21 protein-coding genes and 1 tRNA gene are annotated in these 21,207 nt (G+C 74.0%); 12 read left to right on the top strand and 10 right to left on the bottom strand.

Annotated features, from left to right (window positions below; translation table 11 throughout):
• Nucleotides 1–60 precede the first annotated feature (60 nt).
• Entirely contained in the window at nucleotides 61–606 is a 546-nt protein-coding gene (locus tag AC07A6_RS12995; protein WP_478777125.1) for a GNAT family N-acetyltransferase, read from the top strand.
• Here the strand turns inward: AC07A6_RS12995 and AC07A6_RS13000 are convergent.
• A complete protein-coding gene (locus AC07A6_RS13000; protein WP_362469050.1) occupies nucleotides 603–2,651 on the bottom strand; it encodes an MDR family MFS transporter in 2,049 nt (682 codons plus the stop codon). The two genes, AC07A6_RS12995 and AC07A6_RS13000, sit on opposite strands and share 4 nt — an antisense overlap.
• Nucleotides 2,652–2,842: 191 nt before the next feature.
• Here AC07A6_RS13000 and AC07A6_RS13005 point away from each other — a divergent pair, with 191 nt between their 5' ends.
• Complete coding sequence (locus AC07A6_RS13005; protein WP_478777126.1) at nucleotides 2,843–4,477, top strand: peptidoglycan-binding domain-containing protein; 1,635 nt, start codon at nucleotides 2,843–2,845, stop codon at nucleotides 4,475–4,477.
• A 132-nt stretch (nucleotides 4,478–4,609) separates the two neighbouring features.
• Entirely contained in the window at nucleotides 4,610–5,299 is a 690-nt protein-coding gene (locus AC07A6_RS13010) for an HAD-IA family hydrolase (protein WP_478777127.1), read from the top strand.
• A 124-nt stretch (nucleotides 5,300–5,423) separates the two neighbouring features.
• On the opposite strand, the gene AC07A6_RS13015 is transcribed toward AC07A6_RS13010, so the two are convergent.
• Nucleotides 5,424–6,005 carry a TMEM165/GDT1 family protein gene (locus AC07A6_RS13015; protein ID WP_469114032.1) on the bottom strand — a complete coding sequence of 194 codons (582 nt, stop codon included), beginning with the start codon at nucleotides 6,003–6,005 and terminating at the stop codon, nucleotides 5,424–5,426.
• A 556-nt stretch (nucleotides 6,006–6,561) separates the two neighbouring features.
• On the opposite strand from AC07A6_RS13015, the gene AC07A6_RS13020 reads away from it, so the two are divergent.
• The 4 genes from AC07A6_RS13020 (at nucleotide 6,562) to AC07A6_RS13035 (ending at nucleotide 10,377) form a co-directional block, all read left to right on the top strand.
• Nucleotides 6,562–7,236, top strand: coding sequence for an HNH endonuclease family protein (locus AC07A6_RS13020; protein WP_478777128.1), 675 nt, complete (start codon nucleotides 6,562–6,564; stop codon nucleotides 7,234–7,236).
• A 98-nt stretch (nucleotides 7,237–7,334) separates the two neighbouring features.
• Nucleotides 7,335–8,996 (top strand): alkaline phosphatase D family protein, encoded by a 1,662-nt coding sequence (locus AC07A6_RS13025; protein WP_478777129.1) that lies wholly within the window; start codon nucleotides 7,335–7,337, stop codon nucleotides 8,994–8,996.
• Between the two features lie 103 nt (nucleotides 8,997–9,099).
• Nucleotides 9,100–9,711, top strand: coding sequence for a DedA family protein (locus tag AC07A6_RS13030; RefSeq protein ID WP_478777130.1), 612 nt, complete (start codon nucleotides 9,100–9,102; stop codon nucleotides 9,709–9,711).
• 171 nt (nucleotides 9,712–9,882) lie between these two features.
• A complete protein-coding gene (locus tag AC07A6_RS13035) occupies nucleotides 9,883–10,377 on the top strand; it encodes a hypothetical protein (RefSeq protein WP_478777131.1) in 495 nt (164 codons plus the stop codon).
• 11 nt (nucleotides 10,378–10,388) lie between these two features.
• Here AC07A6_RS13035 and AC07A6_RS13040 read toward each other — a convergent pair whose 3' ends face one another.
• Together AC07A6_RS13040 and AC07A6_RS13045 are read right to left on the bottom strand one after the other, a co-directional pair.
• Entirely contained in the window at nucleotides 10,389–10,619 is a 231-nt protein-coding gene (locus tag AC07A6_RS13040) for a DUF2277 family protein (protein ID WP_125816548.1), read from the bottom strand.
• 7 nt (nucleotides 10,620–10,626) lie between these two features.
• The gene (locus AC07A6_RS13045) at nucleotides 10,627–11,268 is read right to left on the bottom strand and encodes a TRADD-N-associated membrane domain-containing protein (RefSeq protein ID WP_386273951.1); all 642 of its coding nucleotides are present in this window, start codon (nucleotides 11,266–11,268) and stop codon (nucleotides 10,627–10,629) included.
• Between the two features lie 91 nt (nucleotides 11,269–11,359).
• On the opposite strand from AC07A6_RS13045, the gene AC07A6_RS13050 reads away from it, so the two are divergent.
• Nucleotides 11,360–11,434 carry a 50S ribosomal protein bL37 gene (locus AC07A6_RS13050; RefSeq protein ID WP_099895366.1) on the top strand — a complete coding sequence of 25 codons (75 nt, stop codon included), beginning with the start codon at nucleotides 11,360–11,362 and terminating at the stop codon, nucleotides 11,432–11,434.
• Between the two features lie 60 nt (nucleotides 11,435–11,494).
• Here AC07A6_RS13050 and AC07A6_RS13055 read toward each other — a convergent pair.
• A tRNA-Val gene (locus AC07A6_RS13055) sits at nucleotides 11,495–11,569 on the bottom strand.
• Between the two features lie 106 nt (nucleotides 11,570–11,675).
• Here AC07A6_RS13055 and AC07A6_RS13060 point away from each other — a divergent pair.
• From AC07A6_RS13060 to AC07A6_RS13070, 3 genes are all read left to right on the top strand, one after another.
• The gene (locus AC07A6_RS13060; RefSeq protein WP_362469093.1) at nucleotides 11,676–12,920 is read left to right on the top strand and encodes a hypothetical protein; all 1,245 of its coding nucleotides are present in this window, start codon (nucleotides 11,676–11,678) and stop codon (nucleotides 12,918–12,920) included.
• Nucleotides 12,921–13,168: 248 nt separating this feature from the next.
• On the top strand, nucleotides 13,169–13,705 hold the full coding sequence (locus tag AC07A6_RS13065) for a DUF4383 domain-containing protein (RefSeq protein WP_386273959.1): 537 nt from the start codon (nucleotides 13,169–13,171) through the stop codon (nucleotides 13,703–13,705).
• Between the two features lie 9 nt (nucleotides 13,706–13,714).
• Nucleotides 13,715–13,927, top strand: a complete 213-nt coding sequence (locus AC07A6_RS13070) for an FmdB family zinc ribbon protein (protein ID WP_125816540.1) — start codon at nucleotides 13,715–13,717, stop codon at nucleotides 13,925–13,927.
• 15 nt (nucleotides 13,928–13,942) lie between these two features.
• Here the strand turns inward: AC07A6_RS13070 and AC07A6_RS13075 are convergent, their stop codons facing one another.
• The 4 genes from AC07A6_RS13075 to AC07A6_RS13090 form a co-directional block, all read right to left on the bottom strand.
• On the bottom strand, nucleotides 13,943–14,602 hold the full coding sequence (locus AC07A6_RS13075; protein ID WP_362469097.1) for an O-methyltransferase: 660 nt from the start codon (nucleotides 14,600–14,602) through the stop codon (nucleotides 13,943–13,945).
• Between the two features lie 125 nt (nucleotides 14,603–14,727).
• The gene (locus AC07A6_RS13080; protein WP_478777132.1) at nucleotides 14,728–15,561 is read right to left on the bottom strand and encodes an HAD family hydrolase; all 834 of its coding nucleotides are present in this window, start codon (nucleotides 15,559–15,561) and stop codon (nucleotides 14,728–14,730) included.
• Nucleotides 15,558–18,083: a phosphoribosyltransferase gene (locus AC07A6_RS13085; RefSeq protein ID WP_478777133.1), complete on the bottom strand. Its 2,526-nt coding sequence runs from the start codon at nucleotides 18,081–18,083 to the stop codon at nucleotides 15,558–15,560. The genes AC07A6_RS13080 and AC07A6_RS13085 overlap by 4 nt, the downstream gene beginning before the upstream one ends.
• Before the next feature lie 11 nt (nucleotides 18,084–18,094).
• Nucleotides 18,095–19,270: an HpcH/HpaI aldolase/citrate lyase family protein gene (locus tag AC07A6_RS13090; protein ID WP_478777134.1), complete on the bottom strand. Its 1,176-nt coding sequence runs from the start codon at nucleotides 19,268–19,270 to the stop codon at nucleotides 18,095–18,097.
• A gap of 194 nt (nucleotides 19,271–19,464) precedes the next feature.
• Here AC07A6_RS13090 and AC07A6_RS13095 point away from each other — a divergent pair, with 194 nt between their 5' ends.
• Nucleotides 19,465–20,247 (top strand): TerD family protein, encoded by a 783-nt coding sequence (locus tag AC07A6_RS13095; protein WP_478777135.1) that lies wholly within the window; start codon nucleotides 19,465–19,467, stop codon nucleotides 20,245–20,247.
• Nucleotides 20,248–20,329: 82 nt separating this feature from the next.
• Here the strand turns inward: AC07A6_RS13095 and AC07A6_RS13100 are convergent, their stop codons facing one another.
• Complete coding sequence (locus tag AC07A6_RS13100; RefSeq protein ID WP_362469111.1) at nucleotides 20,330–21,070, bottom strand: TerD family protein; 741 nt, start codon at nucleotides 21,068–21,070, stop codon at nucleotides 20,330–20,332.
• Nucleotides 21,071–21,207: the final 137 nt, after the last annotated feature.

Consider the following 21,207-nt stretch of genomic DNA (forward strand, 5'->3'; position numbering starts at 1 on the left):
TCGGCCCGTGCCTGTGGATATTCCACGCGGGGGCTCCGGGGGGCGCTGCACAATGACGCCATGGACAGGAACCCGATCATGACGACAGGCGCCGCACCCCCAGGGAACAGCAGGTGGGAGGTGGTGGCCGAGCCCTTCACCACCCCGGACGCGACGGTGCTGCGCCGGGCCTACTACGCGGAAGTCGCCGGGCGGTACTGGAAGCGGTCCGTCACCGAGGCCGAGATCGACCAGGGGATGCTGGACTTCCCCGCCGACGAGCTCGTACCGCCGACGGGGCAGTTCGTGGTCGGCCGGCTCGACGGGCAGCCGCTGGCGTGCGGCGGCATACGCCTGCTCGACCCGGCCACCGCCGAGCTGACCAGGGTGTACGTGGACGCGCGCGCCCGCGGCACCGGCGGCGGGGCGGCCCTGCTGGCCGCCCTGGAGGAGGCTGCCCGCGGGCTGGGTGCCACGCGGATGCGCCTGGACACCCGCACGGACCTGGTGGAGGCCCGCGCCCTGTACGCGCGCCACGGGTACCTGGAGATACCGGCGTACAACTCCGGGCCGTACGCCCAGCACTGGTTCGAGAAGGACCTCGACTCCGCGGCGTCCGCCTCCTAGTTGGCGGAGTGGTCCCGGCGCGGCAGCGCGTCGTAGGGCTCCTCGGAGTCGGACCCGCAGAGCTCCCGGTTGAGCTCCTCGACCAGCTTGATGAGGTCGGTGGGCCGGTCCGGGCCCCACCAGTCGCCGAGCAGCTCGGCCAGGGACTCCTGACGCGCCTGCGCCAACCTGCCCGCCACCTCCCTGCCCCGGTCGGTGAGGACGAGGTCGAGCCCGTCCCGGGCGGCGAGTCCGCGCTCCTCCGTCTGGCGCGCGGCGTCGGTGACGACCTTGAGCGGGATCGCGGTGCGCTCCGCCAGCACGGCCGGCTCCACGGAGCCGTACTTGTTGATCCGCAGCAGCATCCAGCTGGCGGCGGGCAGCAGGTCGTAGCCGGCCTTCGCGGTGATCTTCTCGTAGACGTGGCGGCGGCCTTCGCGGGTGCCGAGGACGGACAGCGCGCGGGCCACCTCCTCGTGCGAGGAGCGGTGCACGGGGTTGGAGGCGAGGGTCTCCGTCACATCGGGGGCGGTGACGGACGCGCGGAGCTTGTCCTCCTTCAGGAACCAGGAGATGAGGAAAGCGAGCAGGACCACCGGGACCGCGTAGAGGAAGACGTCGGTGATGGCGGAGGAGTAGGCGTCCAGCACCCTGGGGCGCAGCGCGGGCGGCAGGGCGCCGATGGCCCGGGGGTCGGCCTCCAGCCGTGCGGGCGTCGCGGCGGGCGGCAGCGGGACTCCGGCGAGGGCGGCGGACAGTTTGTCGCCGAGCCGGTTGGTGAAGACCGTGCCGAAGATGGCGACGCCGAAAGATGCGCCGATGGAGCGGAAGAAGGTGGCGCCGGAGGTGGCGACCCCGAGGTCGGCGTAGCTGACCGCGTTCTGCACGACGAGGACGAGCACCTGCATGACCAGTCCGAGGCCGACGCCGAAGACGAAGAAGTAGGCGCTCGTCTCCCAGTCGGAGCTGGTGCGCTCCAGCTGGTGCAGGAGCAGGAGGCCGACGGCGGTGATGGCCGTACCGGCGATCGGGAACACCTTCCAGCGGCCGGTGCGGCTGACGATCTGCCCGGAGAGGGTGGAGGCGATGAGCAGGCCGAACACCATCGGCAGCATGTGGACGCCGGACATGGTCGGTGAGACGCCCCGCACGACCTGGAGGAAGGTCGGCAGGTAGACCATCGCGCCGAACATGGCGAAGCCGATGACGAAGCTGATCACCGAGCAGAGGGTGAAGGTGCGGATCCGGAACAGCCCCAGCGGCAGGACGGGTTCGGCGGCCCGCTGCTCGACGAGGAGGAAGGCGATGAGGAGGACGGCGCCGAGGACCGCCAGCCCGATGATCCGGGCCGAGCCCCAGCCCCAGGTGCCGCCGAGGGAGGCGACGAGCACGAGGCAGGTGGCGACGGAGGCGATGAGGAAGGTGCCGAGGTAGTCGATGGTGTGCCGGGAGGAGCGGGCCGGGATGTGCAGGGCGGCGGCGATGACGACGAGCGCGACGAGACCGATGGGGAGGTTGATGTAGAAGACCCAGCGCCAGGAGAGGTGGTCCACGAACAGGCCGCCCAGCAGGGGCCCGAGCACACTCGTCGCGCCGAAGACCGCGCCGAAGAGCCCCTGGTACTTGCCGCGTTCGCGGGGCGGGACGATGTCGCCGACGATCGCCATCGACAGCACCATCAGTCCGCCGCCGCCGAGGCCCTGCAGGGCCCGGTAGCCGATGAGCTGGGGCATGTTCTGGGCGAGGCCGCAAAGGGCGGACCCGATCAGGAAGATGACGATGGCGGCCTGGAAGAGCTTCTTGCGGCCGTACTGGTCGCCGAGCTTGCCCCACAGGGGTGTCGCGGCGGTGGACGCCAGCATGTACGCGGTGACCACCCAGGACAGGTGCTCCATGCCGCCGAGGTCGCTGACGATCGTGGGGAGGGCGGTGGAGACGATGGTCTGGTCGAGTGCGGAGATCAGCAGGCCCAGCAGCAGGGCCCCGATCGAGACGAGCACCTCGCGTGAGGCGTGCTCGGCGGCGGGCTTCGGGTCCACGGCCGACGCGGTCACATCCTGAGCCATCGGCTCCTCCTCAGGCCGGATCAACACCTCCATCCTGAGCGGTGTGTCCGGTTATGGCCTCTCGGAAGGGTTGGGTGGGGCCAGAGGGGTCTGCATAATCGCTGGCAGTGTCCAGGGAGGGGTACCCAGTGAGCGCAGAGCGCTGTCCGGAATGCGACGCCGTGGGCGTCGGCTGCGAATGTGGGCGGGGGGTGGGGTTCAACCCGCTGCGCATTCGCCCGTACGTGGCCATGCCGGAAGCCGACCAGGGCCCGCCGCCGCCCCAGCCGGTCCTGGGCGCCCTGGCCCCGCCGGACGCGGCCCCCACCACCCCCTTCCCCACCCTCCCCCCGCCCGCCACCGAGCCCCCGCCCGCCCCGGCAGAGGGCTTCGCGGCCCCGGCGGGAGCCTTCACGGCCCCGGCCGACGGCATGGCGGCCCCGGCGGAACCCTGGACGGCCCAGCCCGGCGGCCCAACACCGCCGACCGACAGCCCGATGGGCCCCACGGGGGGCTTCGCGGCCCCGGCGGAAGCCTTCCCGGCCCCGGCGGAACCGTGGGCGCCCCAGTCCGGCGCCCCGACTCCCCTACCCGACGCCGCACAGGACCCGGCGGCCCCGGCAGGTGCCCTCGCAGCCCCGGCCGACGGCACAGCCGCTCTGTCGGAGCCCTGGGCACCCCACCCCGGCGCCCCGACACCGCCGCCAAGCGCTCCGACGCCCCTGACCGACGGCCCGATGGGCCCCACGGGGGGCTTCGCAACCCCGGCCGACGGCACGACGGCCCCGGCGGAACCCTGGGCTGCCCAGCCCGGCGGCCCGACGCCCCCGACCGACAGCCCGATGGGCCCGACGGAGGGCTTCGCGGCCCCGACGGAGGCCTTCCCGGTCCTGACCAACTCCCCGCAGGCCCCGGTCACCCCGACGGGAGCCTTCGCAACCCCGGCCGACGGCACGGCGGCCCCGACGGAACCCTGGGCGGCCCAGCCCGGCGGCCCGACACCGCCGCCGGGCGCTGCGGCGCCCCTGGCCGACGCCCCGCAGGGCCCGGCCGGCCTGCCCGGGCCCGACGGCGCGGTCGGCGGCTTCGGGGGCGACGAGGCACCGACCGCCATGATGGCGCCCGTCCCGGCCGGCCCGCCCGCGGAGGACCCCGTCACCCCGGCGTTCGGGATACCCGCGGCCGCGCCGGTACCCGTACCCGTACCCGTACAGCCCGCGGAGCAGACGGTTCAGCTGCGGGCCGTCCCGCTGCGGCGGCCCGGCGGCCACCCCTCCGAGCAGCCGCGCTCCCGGCGGATGCCGCTGCTGGCCGCGGCGGGCGCGGCGGTGGCCGTCGGTGCGGTGGCCCTGGCCCTGGTGATGTTCACGGGGTCCGACGAACACGACGCCGCTCTGGTGGACCCCAAGCCGTCGTCGCCCGTGAGCGAGTCGGCCCCGGCCGGCCCGTCGGAGACGCCGTCCGGCCCGACGGCGAGTTCCTCCGCGTCGGCCTCGTCCTCTCCCTCGGCCGGCACCTCCCGCTCCGCGTCCGCGTCCGCCTCCCCGAGCGCGTCCCGCTCCGCGTCGCCCTCCCCCTCCGCGTCGGCGGGGACGACCCGCGCTCCGAGCCCCACCGCCCCGGCGAAGCCCGCGCAGGCGGCGACGCTGCGTCGCGGCGATTCGGGGCCCGAGGTCGAGAAGCTCCAGCGGCTGCTGTCGGAGCGCGGCATGTACAGGGGCAGGGTCGACGGCCGGTACGGCCGCAGCGTGGAGGGGGCGGTGGCGGAGTTCCAGATGGAGCACGACGTGTACGACGACGAGTTCGGCGTCTACGGGCCGGCGACCCGCCGCGCCCTGGAGGGATAGGTCACTCCGCCGTCGGTGGCGCGCACCCCGCCGGGTTTTGTATCGTGAAGAAACAAAGTGGTTCCGTCCGCACTCCCTGACCGGTGGACGGAACCGCTTGTTCTCTTTAGCCGCCCGTCTGGAGCCCCGCCGATGCCGGCCAGCACCGCCACGCCCCCCGCCCCCACCGTCCTCACCGCCCGGGCACTGCTCCTGGACATGGACGGGACCATCGTCAACTCCGACGCGGTGGTCGAGCGCTGCTGGCGCGAGTGGGCGCTGGAGCACGGGCTGGACCCGCAGGAGGCCCTGAAGGTGGTCCACGGCCGCCAGGGCTACGCCACGATGGCGATCCTGCTGCCCGAGCGCCCGATGGAGCTCAACCACGCCGAGAACGCGGTGATGCTGGCGCGCGAGACCGCCGACACCGAGGGCGTGGTCCCCGTCGCGGGCGCCCCGCAGTTCATGGCGTCGCTCGCGGGCCTGCCCCACGCCCTGGTCACGTCGGCCGACGCCGCCCTGGCCGAGGCCCGGATGACGGCCGCCGCGCTCCCGATGCCGCAGGTGCGGGTCACTGCCGAGTCCGTCGGGGCCAGCAAGCCCGACCCCGAGGGCTTCCTCAAGGGCGCCGCCGAGCTGGGCGTGGACCCGGCCGACTGCGTGGTCTTCGAGGACTCCGGGGCCGGCATCGCGGCGGGCCTGGCGGCCGGCATGCGCGTGATCGGCATAGGCCCCCGCGCCGCCGCGCACGGCCCGACGGCCCACGTCCCGGACCTGACCTCGGTCCGCGTCGACCCCGCCGCCGACGGCACCCTCACCCTCACCCTCACCCCGCCCGCCTAGGCGGGCGCCCCCGGGACGGCGGCGTACGGGGCCGGTCGCGGGCGGGGCCCGCAGGGGACGGCGTAAACCGCCCACCCGGTGCGGCGCGGCAGGCCGACCACCCCCGCGGGGGCGGTCGGCCGGATCAGCCCGCGATCGCCTCGTACAGCGAGAACGCGGCCAGCGCGGCCATGACGGCCGCCGCGATCTTGGTGATGAGCCGCAGCGGTACGTACTTCATGAGCGTGCGTCCGCCCAGGATGCCGATGCCGGCGACCGCCCAGAGCGCCAGCACCGCGCCGAGGCCGACGGAGAGCGGGTTGTCGTACCGGGCCGCGAGGTTCGCCGTCATGATCTGGGTCAGGTCACCGAACTCGGCCACGAGGATCAGCATGAAGCCGGCCCCCGAGACCTTCCAGAAGGACTGGTCGGCGGGCGGCTTGACCTCCTCGTCCTCGTCGTTCTTCTTCAGGAGCAGCATCGCCGCGCCCGCGAGGAAGAGCAGGCCGACGACGGCCTGGACGAGCCGGTGCGGCAGGAGCGTGAGCACGCTGCCCGCGGCGATGGCGAGCGCGACGTGCACGGCGAAGGCGGCGGCGACGCCCGCGAAGACGTAGGAGGCGCGGTAGCGGGTGCCGAGCATCAGGCCGGCGAGGGCCGTCTTGTCTGGGAGTTCGGCGAGGAAGACGACGCCGAAGGCGATCGCGAGGACGCTGAAGCTGAACACGGGGTGGAACCTCGATCGGTCGGTCGGGCAGGACGCCGTCGGACCGAGAGACCTGGGGTGTTTCAGGGGTCGCTTCGGCTCAGCGGCGCCCTGGAAGGCGTGAACACGTCACGCGCCACGCATCAGCATGCGTTGCACGCGCCGCGCCACATGGACAGGGCACTGCGGCCGAAGGTCTCGCTGGCCGACCGCTGACGCGGCCTGCCTCCGGGCGCCGGCTGGGTGACCCAGCAGTATGTCGACGGTCCGGCGAAGAGCTACTCCCCTTCTGCTCCGTCCAGGGTACGCGACGGCACCGACAGGACGAAGGCGCCCGTTATGTGAGCTTGACCCCACTCCGCTCCCACTCCGGCACCGCCCCACCCAGCTCCACCGCCGCCCCGAGGGCCGGAATCTCAACTTCCCCTTGAATGCGGGCCATTGATTGGCTTGATGTGACGTGCCCATGTCGGCAATCTGTCACCTGGCGCCCGTCTCCGCGACATCTGGCGCCGCCACCATGGCCGCGCCCCGCCGGGGTCCGCACGGCCACCACCCCCCGCACCAGGGAGCCCTCATGGCCCTCATATCCACCCGCACGCCCTCCGTCTACGCGCGTCGCATCGGGCGCGCCGGCGTCCTCGCATCCGCCGTCGCCCTCGCCTCCCTCACCTCGCTGGTGAACGCTCCGGCCGCCCTGGCCTCCCCGCCCGCCCCCATCAGCGCCGCCGAGGCCCGCTCCTACCTCGCCACGGTCACCCCCGCCGCCGAGGGCTCCCTCACCGGCTACAGCCGCTCGCAGTTCCCGCACTGGGGCACGGTCTCCGGAACCTGTAACACCCGCGAGACGGTCCTCAAGCGCGACGGCGTGAACGTCGTGACCGACTCCTCCTGCGCCGCCGTCAGCGGCAGCTGGTACTCGGAGTACGACGGGGCCACCTGGACCGCCGCTTCCGACATCGACATCGACCACATGGTCCCGCTCGCCGAGGCCTGGCGCTCGGGCGCCAACTCCTGGACCACCACCAAGCGCCAGCAGTTCGCCAACGACCTGACGCGGCCCCAGCTCATCGCCGTCACGGACAACGTCAACCAGGCCAAGGGCGACCTCGACCCCGGCAAGTGGCTGCCGCCGCGCACCGAGTACCGCTGCACGTACGCCCGCATGTGGGTCCAGGTGAAGCAGTACTGGGGCCTGAGCATGGACTCCGGGGAGAAGACCGCCCTGGTGAACGTCCTGAACGGCTGCTGACCGCGGGGTTTCACCCTGCCTATCCCCCGCGAGGGGGAGGTCTGTCCCCGTCCCGCCCCGTACCGTGATCGAAAGGGCTTCCGAGGAGGGGGAATTGGATGGCCGGGCTGCGACTGGGACCACTGCTGCGCCACGTCGACTGGGACACGGGCGACTCCGCCACGATATGGGTGGAGGCGGACCGCCCGTGCACCGCCGAGGTACGGTGCGCCGACGGATCCGGCGGCAGCGCCCGCACCTTCCAGATCTCCGGCCACCACTACGCCCTGGTGCCGGTCACCGGCCTGACACCGGGCACGACCACGGCGTACGAGGTCCTGCTCGACGGCGCCCTCGTCTGGCCGCAGACCGGCGGCGGCTTCCCGCCGAGCACCATCACCACGCCCGCCGTCGGAGGCCACCCCGGGCGGACCTCGCCCGGGCTGCGCGTCACCTTCGGCTCCTGCCGGCAGGCGGCTCCGCCCGCCGGCCGGCGCGGACCGCACGGGGCCGACGCCCTCGACACCCTCGCGGCGCGGCTGGCCCACGACCCCGCAGAGGTCCGGCCGGACGTCCTGCTGCTGCTCGGCGACCAGGTCTACGCGGACCACCTCTCGCGGGAGACCCGCGCGTGGCTCGCCGCCCGCCGCGACCTGCGGGAGGCACCGGGCGCGCAGGTCGCGGACTACGAGGAGTACACCCGGCTGTACTACGAATCCTGGCTCGACCCCGAGATCCGCTGGCTGCTCTCGACCGTCCCCAGCCTCCACATATTCGACGACCACGACGTCATCGACGACTGGAACACCAGCGCCTCCTGGCTGGCGGAGATGCGGGCGACCGCCTGGTGGCCGGAGCGGGTCCTCAGCGGGCTGATGTCGTACTGGGTGTACCAGCACCTGGGCAACCTCTCCCCCGCCGAACTCGCGGCGGACGCGCTCTACGCCGCCGTACGCGCCACCCCGGACGGCACCGACGCGCTGCGCGCCTTCGCGGCCGGGGCGGACGCCGATCCGGCTTCGGCGCAGTGGAGTTACCGGCGGGACTTCGGCCGGACGCGGCTGCTGATGGTGGACACCCGGGCCGCCCGGGTGCTCGCCGAGGACGGCCGGGCCATGCTCGACCCGGCGGAACAGCTCTGGCTCCGGGAGAACGCCCTGGACGGCCACGGGGATTACGACCACCTGCTGATCGGGTCCTCCCTGCCGTGGCTGATGCCGCCGCTGATCCATGACGCGGAAGTGTGGAACGCCGCGCTCTGCCGGGGCGAGCGCGGGCCGCGGTGGGCGCGGATCGGGGAGGACCTGCGGCGGCGCAGCGACCTGGAGCACTGGGCGGCGTTCCCGGCCTCGTTCGCCGCGCTGAGCGACCTGATCGAGGAAGTGGGCACCGGCCCCAAGGCCCCGGCGACGGTCTGCGTCCTGTCCGGGGACGTCCACCACGCGTACGTGGCCGAGCCCCGAATACCGAGCACCGCCGGGGTGTTCCAGCTGACCTGTTCCCCCGTGCACAACTCCATCCACACGGCGGTGAAGTGGGGGTTCCGGCTGGGCTGGTCGCGGCTGGGCCGGTGGCTGGGGCGCGGCTTCTCCCGGCACGGCCGGACGGGCCGACCGCCGGTGAGCTGGCGACGTACGGGTGGCCCGTGGTTCGGCAACCAGCTGATGACGCTGGCGCTGTCGGGCCGGAGCGCCCGGCTGCGGCTGGACCAGGCCCGGTCGGGCCGGCCGGGGGCCCGGCTGGTGACGGTGCTGGACCGGGAACTCACCGCCGCGGAGTAGGGCGGGCGGCCGCCGGAGCGGTGGCGGGCGTACGCTGTATGGCTGTCAGCCGCCCCTGCCGCTCCCCGCGACGACGCGGCGCTTCGGACGGGGGAGTTCCGCTTTGCTTGAGACTCTGGGGTCGGTGACCGCGAGCCCCTGGATCTACGCCGCGGTGGCGGTGTCGGTGCTGCTCGACGTATTCCTGCCGGTGCTGCCGAGCGGGATGCTGGTGATCAGTGCCGCCGCGGCCGCGGCGGCGGCCACGGGCTCGCCGGCGCAGGTCCCGGACATCCGGCTGCTGCTGGTGGTCGCCGCGACCGCATCGGTGCTGGGTGACATGGCGGCGTACCGGCTGGCCCGGCGCGGCGGTGCCCGGCTGGACCGCGCCATCGCCCGCTCGCGCCGGCTGACCCGGGCCCAGGAACGCCTGGGCACCGCCCTGGCGAGGGGCGGCGGGGCGCTGGTGGTCCTTGCCCGCTTCGCCCCGGCCGGCCGCTCGGTGGTCTCCCTGGGGGCGGGCCGGACCGGGCGGAAGGCGACGGAGTTCCTGCCCTGGTCGGTGCTGGCGGGCATGAGCTGGGCGAGCTACAGCGTGTCACTGGGCTGGTTCGGCACCCAGTGGCTGGGTACGGCCTGGCTCGGTACCGCCGTCTCCACGGTCGCGCTCTTCGCGGCCGGCTCCCTGGCCGCCTACCTCCTCCGCCGCCCCTCCCCGGACCCTGCGCCCGCGTGACACGCCCCCGGGACGCCTCGCGTCCCCCGGAGGGAGCAGGCAGGTCACCCGTTCACCCGGCACCGATCGCCGCCCCACCCCCGGGCTTCTAGCGTCCGGAGAACGGCGCGACCGAACGCGTCACGTCCGGCCCTGGCCGCGCCGTTTCGACGAGCCCGAGGAGCCCCCTCCATGTCCCCCACGCGCACGCGCAACCGGCGCCGCCTGACCGGGATCGCGGCCGCGACACTCGTCGCCGCGACCGTCACACCCGCCACGCTCGCCTCCGCCGCCCCCTCCGCCACCGTCTCCCCGGGCACCGTCGCCCCCGGCAGCCGCGTCACGCTCACCGTCGACGGCTGCGACAGCTCGTCCGCCCGGGCATCCTCCCGCGCCTTCGGCGACGTCTCCCTCTCCCCGGCGAGCCGCGCGTACGGCTTCTCCGGCTCCGCCACCGTCTACCGAGACGCCGCCTCCGGCTCCTACCCGGTCACCTTCGACTGCGGCGGCAGCACCCGCCGCGTCACGGTGACCCTCACCGTCAGCCCCGGCGCCGCCCGCGGCGGCCTCGGCGGCAGCATCGACTCCATGAGCCCGGGCCGGATCGCCCTGGGCGGCACCCTCGCGGCCGGCGCGCTCGGCACCGGCATCTGGCTGCTGCGCCGCCGCTGGGCCCACGCCCGCTGACGGCCGGCCGGTCAGACCGCCGCGGCGGGCGCCCGGCCCCGGACCTGCACCCCGTCGAGCAGCGCGGCGGTCGCCTCCGCGACGGCGTCCACGGCCGCGTCGAACACCTCCTGGTTGTGCGCGGCCGGAGCCCGGAAGCCGGACACCTTGCGCACGTACTGGAGCGCGGCCGCGCGGATCTCCTCCTCGGTGGCCTTCTCGGGGATGGCGGGCGGGCGCAGGGTCTTAATGGAGCGGCACATACCTCCACTATGGCGCGGACGGCGGCAGCTCGGCCCCGGAAAGCTTCATGATGAGCGCGGCCTGGAGCCTTCCGCGCAGCTCCGGGTCGCCGACGTCCTCCAGGAGCCCCATCGCCTGCTGGATGCTCTCCGCGGCCCGCCGGTCCTCGCGCAGGGCGGCGGTCTGGGCGGCCATGTGCCGCAGGGCGAGGTCGGCGCGCCGGTGGAACAGCTGCCCGACGAGGGTGACGACCAGGCCGACGGAACTGGTGACGACCCCGAGGTACGCGTCCCCGGCGCCCTCGGCCTTCCACACCGCGAGCCCGACCCCGAAGAGCAGCACGGCCGCGCCGACCCCGGCGAACAGCTGGCTGATCGCGAAGCTGCTGCGCGCCTGCGTCAGCCCGTAGGCGTAGTACTCGACGAGAATCGGGGTGAAGTCGTCATGCCGGTCCCCCAGCTCGGCCGGCTCCCCCCGGTGCGCCCCGGCATCGACCAGCCGCGGCTCCCCCGCCTCCCGCGACCCGCCGCCCAGCCCCGCGAGCAGCCTCTGCCGCTCGGCGTCCCGCTCCCGCTCGAACCGGACCCGGCTCATCACCGCAGCCGCCAGCAGCCCAAGGCCGGCCACCCCGAGCCCCACGACCCAGACCCACTCCGCCGCGCCTGCCACACCTTCCAGATCCCCGCTCCACCGCGCGGGAAACCGGCCCGGAACCTAGACTGACGAACGCCCGATCCTTCCGGCCCCCAGGGAGCCACACATGGCCAAGCGAGGAAACAAGAAGCGCGCCCGCAAGAAGAAGAAGGCCAACCACGGCAAGCGCCCCAACGCCTGAGCCGCAAACCCCAGACACACACGAAGGCCCCCCACCGAAACCGGCGGGGGGCCTTCGCACTGGTGGGCGTGGACGGTTTCGAACCGCCGACATCTGCTTTGTAAGAGCAGCGCTCTACCCCTGAGCTACACACCCGTGGACGAGTGGACAGCCTACATGCAGCGCGGACCCCCCACGCAATCCCGTTCCCTTGGGGGAGAATGGACCGGGGCACGGGCGGACGGGGTACGGGAGTGGGACTGTGACGACGGCATCCCGGCGGTGGTTTGGCGGGCGGGACGAGGGGCGGCGGGCCGATGCGCAGGCGGCTAAGGATGCCGCCGCGGCCGCGTTCTACGAGCTGGACACCGCGCAGCGGGATCTGCGGATCTCCATGGAGACCATCGCCGCCGCCGACGGGTCTCCCGCGGCGCGGCAGGCCGCCGAGGGGTTCGCGGCGCTCGGGCGGCGGATCGACGAGGTGAGCCACGCCTACATCGAGGCCGTCGACGCGCACGACCTGGACCGGGTCGACCTGGAGGGCTCCGCTGCGGCGCAGGCGCGGCAGCAGCTGACGCGGGCGCGGGACGAGCTGGTGCGGGTCAAGGGGGAGCTGGAGCGGTTCGCGCAGGGGCTGCAGCCGCTGCTGGACAAGGCGGAGACCCAGCTGGCGCGGGTCGCGCCGGCGCGGGAGCGGGCGCGGGCCGCGCTGCTGGCGGCGAGTGACGCGCTGGACGCGGCGCGGGCCGGGGGGATGCGGGCCGACGACCTCGCGGCGCGGCTGGCGGCGCTGGGGCCGGAGCTGACGAAGCTGAACCAGGGCGCGGCCCTGCACGGGGTGCAGGAGACGGTGCAGCGAGCCGACCGGATCCTGCGGGACGCGGAGGCCGTGCGGGCCGAGGCGGCGCGGCTGCCCGAGCGGGCCGCGGAGATCGACCGGCGGCTGGTGAGCCTGCGGACCCGGGCGCAGGCGCTGCGCAACCGGGCGGACCGGGTGGATCCGGTGCTCAGCGAGCTGAGGCGCCGGTTCAGTGCGGCCTGCTGGCAGGACCTCCAGCACGTCCCCGATCAGGCGGTGCGTGACGTCGCACAGGCGGAGGACCGGCTGGCGGAGGCCGGCCGGGCGCGCGAGGAACAGCGCTGGGCCGACGTAACGGCACTGGTCGAGGCGGTGCGGGCCGCGCTGGACGCCACCGACGAGGCGGTGTCGGCCGCGCAGGACCGGCTCACGCGGCTGGAGGCGGTGGCGCGGGACCCGAAGGCCGAGGTGGAGCGGACGCGCTTCGCGATCCGGGACGCGCAGCGGCTGGCGATGGCCGGCCGGAGCGTGCCCGATCCGCGGCACGCGCGGCCGCTGGACGAGTCGGTGGCGCGGATGGAGCGGGCGCTGGCCGGGCTGGAGGGGCGGCACCCGGACTACTGGCACTTCCTCCAGGAGCTGGAGCAGGTCCGGGCGGCGGTGGGCCGGGTGGTGTCGGACATCCGCGGCGAGCGCGCGGTCGGGTAGCCAGGCCGCGGGCGGCGGCGGATGCTGGAACGGAACAGCGGACTGAGGAGGGCGCCATGGCTGCCCACACGTTCCACCGCCCCCGCACGCACCGGGCGGCTTCCCCGGTACCCCCCGTGCCCCACGAGCCGTACGTGGCGCACGCGGCGTACGGGTGCACCGAGCCGCACGAGCACTACGCGCCCTACGTGCCCCACGAGCCGTACGGGCCGCCGCCGCAGCGGCAGGGGCCGCGCCTGCTGGAGCGGATGCTGCACCCGGTCAACGCCCGGCTGGACGAGCACCTGCCCGCGGACCACAAGCTCAGCAAGGTGTACCGGGTCGGAGCGGGCCTGACCGGGCTGCTGCTGGTGGCCTTCGGCATCCTGGGCCTGGTCGACCGGATCGGCTTCTTCGACACGGGCGGCGACACCGTGCTCGCCCTGAACACGAACGGGGCGCTGAGCGTCCTGTCGATCTGCATCGGCGCTCTGCTGTTCGCCGGGATGGTGGTCGGCGGGACCTTCGCCTCCACCCTGAACATCGTGCTCGGGATCGCCTTCATCGTGAGCGGGTTCGTCAACCTCGCCCTGCTGGACACCGGCCTGAACTTCCTGGCGTTCCACATCCAGAACGTGCTGTTCAGCTTCGTCGTCGGCGTGATGCTGATGTGGTTCGGGATGTACGGGCGGGTGGGCAGCGCCCTGCCGCACGACAATCCGTACTGGCGCGCCCGCCACCCCGAACAGGCGGCGCGCGAGACGCGGGTCCGCGAGGGATTCCGGACGGGGCACGGGACTGCGTAGCCTGTGGGCATGCCTCGTTACGAATACCGCTGCCGGACCTGCGACGACACCTTTGAGGTCAGCCGGCCGATGGCCGAGTCGTCCGCGCCCGCCGACTGCCCCGCGGGGCACGCCGACACCGTCAAGCTGCTCTCCGCCGTCGCCGTCGGCGGGACCAGCAGTGCCCCCGCGGCCGCGCCCGCCGGTGGGGGCGGCTGCTGCGGCGGGGGCGGCTGCGGCTGATCCTCCGGATACGCCCTAGCGCTTGCGCGAGAGGGTGAGGCCGTCCGAGATCGCCAGCAGGACGGAGTCCATGCGGGTGTCGGCCTTGGCGTGTTCGTTGAAGGCGCGGACGCTCGCGCCCCGGCTCTGCGGTGACTCGTCGAGGACGGTGCCGTGGTACAGGGTGTTGTCGGTGACGATCAGCCCGCCCGGGCGCAGCCTCGGCACCAGTTCCTCCCAGTAGAGGATCTGGTTCTCCTTGTCCGCGTCGACGTACGCCATGTCGATGTGCGGTTCCGCGGGCATGGCGCGCAATGTGTCCAGTGCCGGGGCGATGCGCAGGTCGATGCGGTCCGCGACGCCGGCCGCCGCCCAGGCCTCGCGGCCGTACGCGGTCCACTCCTCCGAGACGTCGCAGGCGATCAGGCGGCCGTCGGCGGGGAGGGCCTGGGCCATGGACAGGGCCGAGAAGCCGGTGAAGGTGCCGATCTCCACGATGTGGCGGGCGCCGGTCAGCCGGACCAGGAAGGCCAGCAGCGGGCCCTGTTCCTCCGCGGACTGCATGCCGGCCGACTCGGGGAACTTCTCCCAGGTGGTCCGCACGAGCCCCCGCTGGATCTCGTCCAGCGGGGGGTTGTGGGCCAGGACGTACTGGTAGAGCTCGTCGGTGATCTTGGTGCTGTTGCCCTTGGTCATGCGGCCAGTGTGCCAATTGCCTGCGGCGGCCCGGGGGTCGCGCGGCGGTCGTGCCGAGCGGCGGGCGCAACCCCGGGGACCGTGCGGCCCTTGGGCCGGCCGGCCCGCGGCGGCCCGGGCGGAGGTCATGCGGCGGGTGTGCCGACCGCCCGCGCGAACTCCCGGACGATCTCCTCGCCCGCCAGGACCCCGGCCGTGTTCAGGGCGGTCACCGTGGGGGCGCTCCAGCCCGCGTCGGCCAGCTCTCCGTGTCCCGGCCGCCAGGCCCGGTCGGCGGCGAGCAGCAGGTCGGCGTCGAGCAGGGAGTCGCCGGCGGCGAGGGTCGTGGCCGCTCCCGTGCGGCGGGCGACCTCGCGCATCGCGGCGCTCTTGGTCAGCGGGCGCGGGACGGCGTAGATCTTGCGGCCCTGGAGGGAGACCGTCCAGCCGCGGGCCCCGGCCCACTCGGTCAGGGCCTTGAGCCACTCGTCGGGTACCAGCGCCCGTTCCACGACGAGGTACGCGAAGAGGTCCTCGGCGAGGCGCGCCTTGCGCAGCCACACCGGGTCGGACACGGCGAGCAGGTGCTGGTGCACCTCCTCCAGCGGGGCGCACTCCGCCGCGAGGCGTCCGGCCACCGCGCGCCGCCAGTCCCGGTCCGGGACGCCGTCCACCAGGAGCTGGCCGCCGTTGGCGCAGATGGCGTACCGGGCCTGGGGGCCGGGGAAGCGGATCCGCTGGTACTGCTTGCGGGTGCGGGTGGTGGTGGGGACGAAGACCGCCGACGGGTCGGCGGCCAGTCCGGCGAGCAGCGCCGCGGCCGTCTCCGTCATGTAGGACAGCGGCTTGCCCTCGTGCACCTCGACGCACAGCAGCCGGGGGGCCTGCGGGTCGGGCATGGTCAGGCCGAGGGCGGCCGAGGAGTAGATGAGGGTCCGGTCGAGGTCACTGGCTACGAGGACGGTCTCTTGGCGGGTCACTGGGAGGCCACTGCCTTTCCGTCGGCGCCCGTGGCGCCGCGCGTGAAGCGGGGGTGGATGAGTCCTACACAGGTGTACGGGAGGTCGTCGACCTCCTCGACCGGCACTCCGCGCTGCTCGGCGAGCAGGCGTACGTGGTCCAGGTCGGAGCCGGCCCCGCGCTGGGCCAGGATCTTCCACGGCACGCGGCGCAGCAGCACGCGCGTGGTCTCGCCGACGCCGGGCTTGACGAGGTTCACGTCGTGGATGCCGTACTCCTCGCTGATCCGTTCCACCGCCGCCCAGCCCACCCAGGTCGGGGTGCGGTCGGCGGCGAGGAGCTCCTTGACCTCGGCGGCGACGGCGTCGGCGACCTCGTCGAAGCGGGCGGCGACGGTGTCGACGAAGGCGGTGGAGACATCGGCTCCGGACAGCTCCCGGTAGAACTTCGCGCCGTGGAAGTCGTGGGGGCCGACCAGGTCGGACCTGAGCACCGTACGCGAGACGAGTCCGGAAACGGTGGAGTTGAGGCAGGCGGAGGGGATCAGGAAGTCCTCGCGGGTGCCGTAGGTCTCCACGCAGGAGCCGGGGTCGGCGAGGACGACGATCTCCGGGTCGAAGCCGGGGAAGGCGGCGAGGGCCTCGCGCAGCTCGCGGGTGATGGCGCCCTTGCCGGTCCAGCCGTCGACGAAGACGACGTCGGCGGGGTCGTGGTGGGCGGCGAGCCAGCGCAGGGCGTTGGCGTCGATGCCCCGGCCGCGGACGATGGAGACGGCGTAGTGCGGCAGGTCCAGGCCGTGCCGGGCGCGGGCCCAGCGGCGCATCAGTACGCCGACGGGCGTGCCGGCGCGGGCCAGGGAGACCAGTACGGGCGACGGGGAGCGTTCGGCGAGCACGGTCTCGGTGACGGTGCCGACGGCGCGGGCGATCCGGGCGGCCGAGGCCTCCAGGGCGCCGCGGTAGAGCTCCTGGTACTGCGGTGAGGGCTGGTACTCGACGGGCAGGGACTCGGCGTAGTGGGCGCCGCCCGCCTGGATGGCCTCCTCGCGCTCCTCGGTCGGCGCCTCCAGCCGCACGTCGGAGAGGTCCTGGAGGAGCCAGCCGACGTCCTCGGGGGCGTACGAGGAGAAGGCCGGCCCCCGCAGCGGTTCGGGCAGCGGCGGCTGGGTCACGGTCGGCTCCTGCCGGTCGTCGGGCGTGTAGGAGGGGACGACGGCCAGGACGACCCGGCCGGTGTGCGGGGCGAGCCGGGCCAGCAGTCCGGCGTGCAGCTCGGGGGTGTCCCCGGCGGAGTCGACGACGGCGACGACGGTGTCGAAGCCGGCGCCGGCGACGTTGTAGGCGTAGCGGTCGCCGGGCCCGTCGGCGGGGCTGTCGTGGGCGGGGAAGACCAGCCGGGTGCGGATGGCGTAGCCGGGGTCGTCGACGGCGAGCACGGGCGAGCGGGTGGTGGTGGAGAACCGCACCTCGCGGGCCGTCCCGGACTCCTCCAGGGCCCGCGCGAGGCGCAGCGGCGCGTACATCAGCTCCTCGTTGCCGAGTACGAGGACCCTCCCCCCGGACTCCGCGCCGAGCGCGCCGAGCGCGTCGGCGAGCCGCGCGGCCATGGCGGGCAGGGCGGCCTCCAGTTCCTCGCGGTGGGCTGCGGTGAAGCCGTGCCGGCCGCCGTCGGGCAGCCCGGCGGGCCAGCCGAGCGGCACCCGGGTGACCACCGGAGCCGCGCCGTCCGCGCCGCCGGCAGCAGAGGCGTCGGCGGCCGGAACTGCGGCGGCCGGGGCGCCCGGGACCGGAGTCCCGGCCGTCACCGGGTCGTACTCCTCGACCAGGGCCCGCCCCTTCTCCAGGACCCCCTCCGGGAGGGATACCGTCCCGGACGCCAGGGCGATCAGGTCCACCCGGGCGCCCAGCTCGGCGGCGAAGTCGGTGAGCCGGTCCCGGTCTGCGGCGGAGCGCATGTCCACGAGGGCGACGACCACGTAGTGCGTGCGCGGGTGGCGGGCGTGCAGGTCGCGGATGGTGTTCAGGACGGTGTTGCCGGTGGAGAACTCGTCGTCGACGAGGACCAGCGGCCCCTCCCCCGCCAGCAGTGCGGGGTCCTCGGGCAGCAGGAGGTGCGAGGTCGCGTGCGAGTGGGCCTCCTCGAACCCGCCGGCGGGCCGCAGCCCGGGCACCGGGCGGCGCGTGGAGTGCAGGTAGGGGGCGGGGCCCAGGCCGTCGGCGACGCAGTGGCCGAGCCCGGTCGCGGTCTCCGCGTAGCCGAGGACGACCGCGTCGGCGGCGGAGTCGCCGAGCAGCTCGCGGACCCGGACGCCGAGTCCGTGCCCGGCCGCGTACACGGTCGCGGGCGACTGCGGGACGTGCTTGCCCAGCACCTGCGATACCAGCAGGTGGGCCCGCTTCGGATTGCGCCGCAGGGCCAGCCCGAGCAGTTCCCGCAGCTCGGGCGAGGTGCCGCCGTCGGCTCCGCTCAGGTCCACGCCCAGCCGCTCGGCGACCCAGGTTCCCGACCACACCGTGTCGATCGTCTTGCCCTTCCTCGTCATGGCCGGCCCGCTCACACCTGGAGCCCGGCCGTCAGGAGGTCGACGAAGCCGACCTCCTCCTTCGCCACACCGAAGACCTCGGCGCGCAGCATGGTGCGCTCGGCCCAGGCCCGGTGGGGCTTCACCTCGTTCATCTTGTTCGTGTAGGCGGAGCGCATCACTCCGCCGCCGCCGCGCTCGGGGCGCAGGATGTCCTGGGCGTCGCTGAACTCCTCGTGGGAGACCACCGACAGCGCGTGCACCGGCGTGACGTGGGCCGGGTGGATGCAGGTCTTGCCGAGCAGCCCGTTGGCGCGGTCGAGCTCGATCTCGCGCAGCAGGCCGTCCAGGTCGTGTTCGATCAGGGCGGTGCGCAGCTCCTCCACGCCCTCCTCCAGGAAGGGGCTGCGGCGCAGCTGCGGCTTGAAGAGGCGCTGCTGGCTGCGGAAGTACTCCCAGACGGGGCCGGTGACGGTGAAGCCGGTGCCGTCGGCGCGGCTGAGGACGTTGACCACGTCGGCGATGACGCCGGCGACGATCTGGACGTCGTAGGCGGTCATGTCGGGGGTGCGGCGCAGTCCGTACACGGAGCAGAAGTCGGTGACGCCCAGGCGCAGGGCGAGGACCCGGTCGCGGTAGCGGTTGACGGTGTGCTTGATGCCGGCGAGGGCCTCGACCCGGGTCTCCAGGTGGAGGAGGTCGGGGGTCTCCAGGACGGGCATGGCATACAGGCGTGGCAGTCCGGCGTCGGCCTCTGCGTGGGCGATGGCGTCCAGGAAGGCCGTTCCGCGGCTTTCGGTGAATTTGGGTAGTACGAATCCGGCCAGGTTCCGGGCCGAGGCGCCGAGCCGCCGGACGAGGTCGGGTATCTGCTCGGGGGTGCGTACGCGAATGAAGAGGAGCGGGAGCCCCTGGGGGCCGGGGCCTTCGGCGTCGAGGGCCGCGAACTGCCGGACGAGGTTCTCCTCGCCGTCCACCACCTCGGCGTCGCTGATGGAATCCTCCAGGCAGAGGACCATGGAGACGACGCCCCGCCCGGCCTGCTTGCGGATGTCGTCGGCCAGCCTGGGGCGGACGGCCGGGCTGTAGAGGGTGGCTCCGAGCGCGGCCGCCAGGATCCTGGCCGGGGAGGCCAGGTCGAACTCCGCCGGCTCCTGGTGGAAGAGGTCCTTGCGGACGGTGGGCGATATGTGCCCGAAGTGACGCATGTGCTTCCCCCGTACTGCCTCGGCGGCCCAACTGGCGTGGCCGGTAATAGTACGTACGAACGTGAGTCAAGAGTTCCTCAAGCACATGAAGTTCAGGTAACCCTCTTGCACCATGCCCAGCTCTCGCCCTCGGGACAAGGCCCTACGGGGGGCCGCATTGTCCCGGTCGGCCCCGGGAGGGCAGGATGACGGGCATGACGCACGCGATGCAGAAGGGCTCCAACATCCCGGTGACCGCCACGGCGGTCCGGGCGGTGCTGCGCTGGACCACCGGACCGGAGGTGCCGGACGTGGACGCCTCCGCGCTGCTCGTGGGGGCGGACGGGCGCGTGCGCTCGGACGAGGACTTCGTCTTCTACAACCAGCCCCGCCACCCCTCGGGGTCCGTGTGGCGGCTGGGCAAGAAGCAGGTGGGCGACGGGGTGACCGACGCGGTCCAGGCGGACCTGCGGGCCGTGCCGCCGGTCGTGGACCGGGTCCTGGTGGTGGCCTCCGCCGAGGACGTGCCGTTCGAGCAGGTCCGCGACCTGCGGATCCAGCTGTACGACGCCACGCCGGGCGGCGCTCCCGAGCCGCTGGCCCACTTCGACGTCCGCCCGGAGACCGGCGCCGAGACGGCGCTGATCTGCGGGGAGCTGTACCGCCGGGGCGAGGGCTGGAAGTTCCGCGCCCTGGGCGAGGGCTACTCCGACGGCCTGGTCGGGCTGGCCACCGACCACGGGATCTCCGTCGACGAGAACGCCGCCGAGGCGGCCGGCGCCGCTGCGGAGCCGGCCCCGGCCGCCGCCGGCGGCCCGGGGGACGACCGGACCGCCGCCATGCGCCCGCCGGTGCAGACCCCGGTCACCCAGGCCCCGCCGGCCGCCCAGCCCGCGTACGGGTACCCGCAGCCGGTGTCCCCGGTGCCGGTGCCGGCTCCGGGCGGAGACCCGTCGTTCCGGCTGCCGGTACAGGGTCCGCAGTTCATCCGCCGCTGACGCCGCCGACGCCGCCGACGCCGCTGACACCGCTGACGCCGCCGGGGGAACGGGGGCCCTTCCGGCCCCCGCCGCCCGGGGCTCAGGCCTTGGTGCTCTTGTAGCCCCGGCCCCACTGGAGCCCCCAGCCGTACAGCCGGTCCAGCTCGGCCTGGAACCCGTACACGAACTTCACCTCGCGGCGCACGATCAGCTCGCCCCTGACCTTCTCCATGGACAGTACCGCGCAGGAACGGGCCTGCGGGTGCCGCTCGTCCAGCGGGATCTCGATCCGCGGCCCGGCCGTCGGGTAGAGGGTGACCAGGGCGTGGGTCCGGTCGAAGGCCGGGGTCTGGTCGTAGATGTAGACGAAGACCAGCAGCCGTTTGATCTCGTCGGCGTGGTCGAGGTTGATGTAGAGGGTCTCTCCCGAGCCCGAGCCGAACCGGTCGTCGCCGCTGAGCTTCACGTACGGCGGGTCGTTGAGGTCGCCGAGCAGGTTGCCCAGGGGCTGTACGGCGCCCCGGGTGCCGTCGGTCAGCTCGTAGAGGCAGCCCATGTCCAGGTCCACGTTGACCATGCCCTGGGTGTGGGCCTGCACGATGTCGGGTTTGAAGAGTTTGAACGGGTGCCGGAAGAGCTGCCCGCTCTGGCCGGAGCGGCCGCCGAAGTCGGAGGTGCGCATCCGCCAGGAGAGGTTCACGCGCATGTTGCCGTGGACGGCCTGCTGTTTGGTGAGCGACACCGTCGGTTGCCGCTTGGTGAGCTCGATGGCGTTCGACGAGGCGTTGCCCGAGTCGAAGCCCATGGCGCGAGCGCCCCTGATCCCGTCGAAGAACCCCATGTTCCAACCCCCCAGGTCGGTCCGTGCAGCGGAGAATGCGGCGGGGGGGGGGGGGGGGGGGGGGGGGGGGGGGGGGGGGGGGGGGGGGGGGGGGGGGGGGGGGGGGGGGGGGGGGGGGGGGGGGAGGGGGGGGGGGG

The sequence above is a fragment of the Streptomyces sp. NPDC044002 genome, assembly GCF_056434525.1.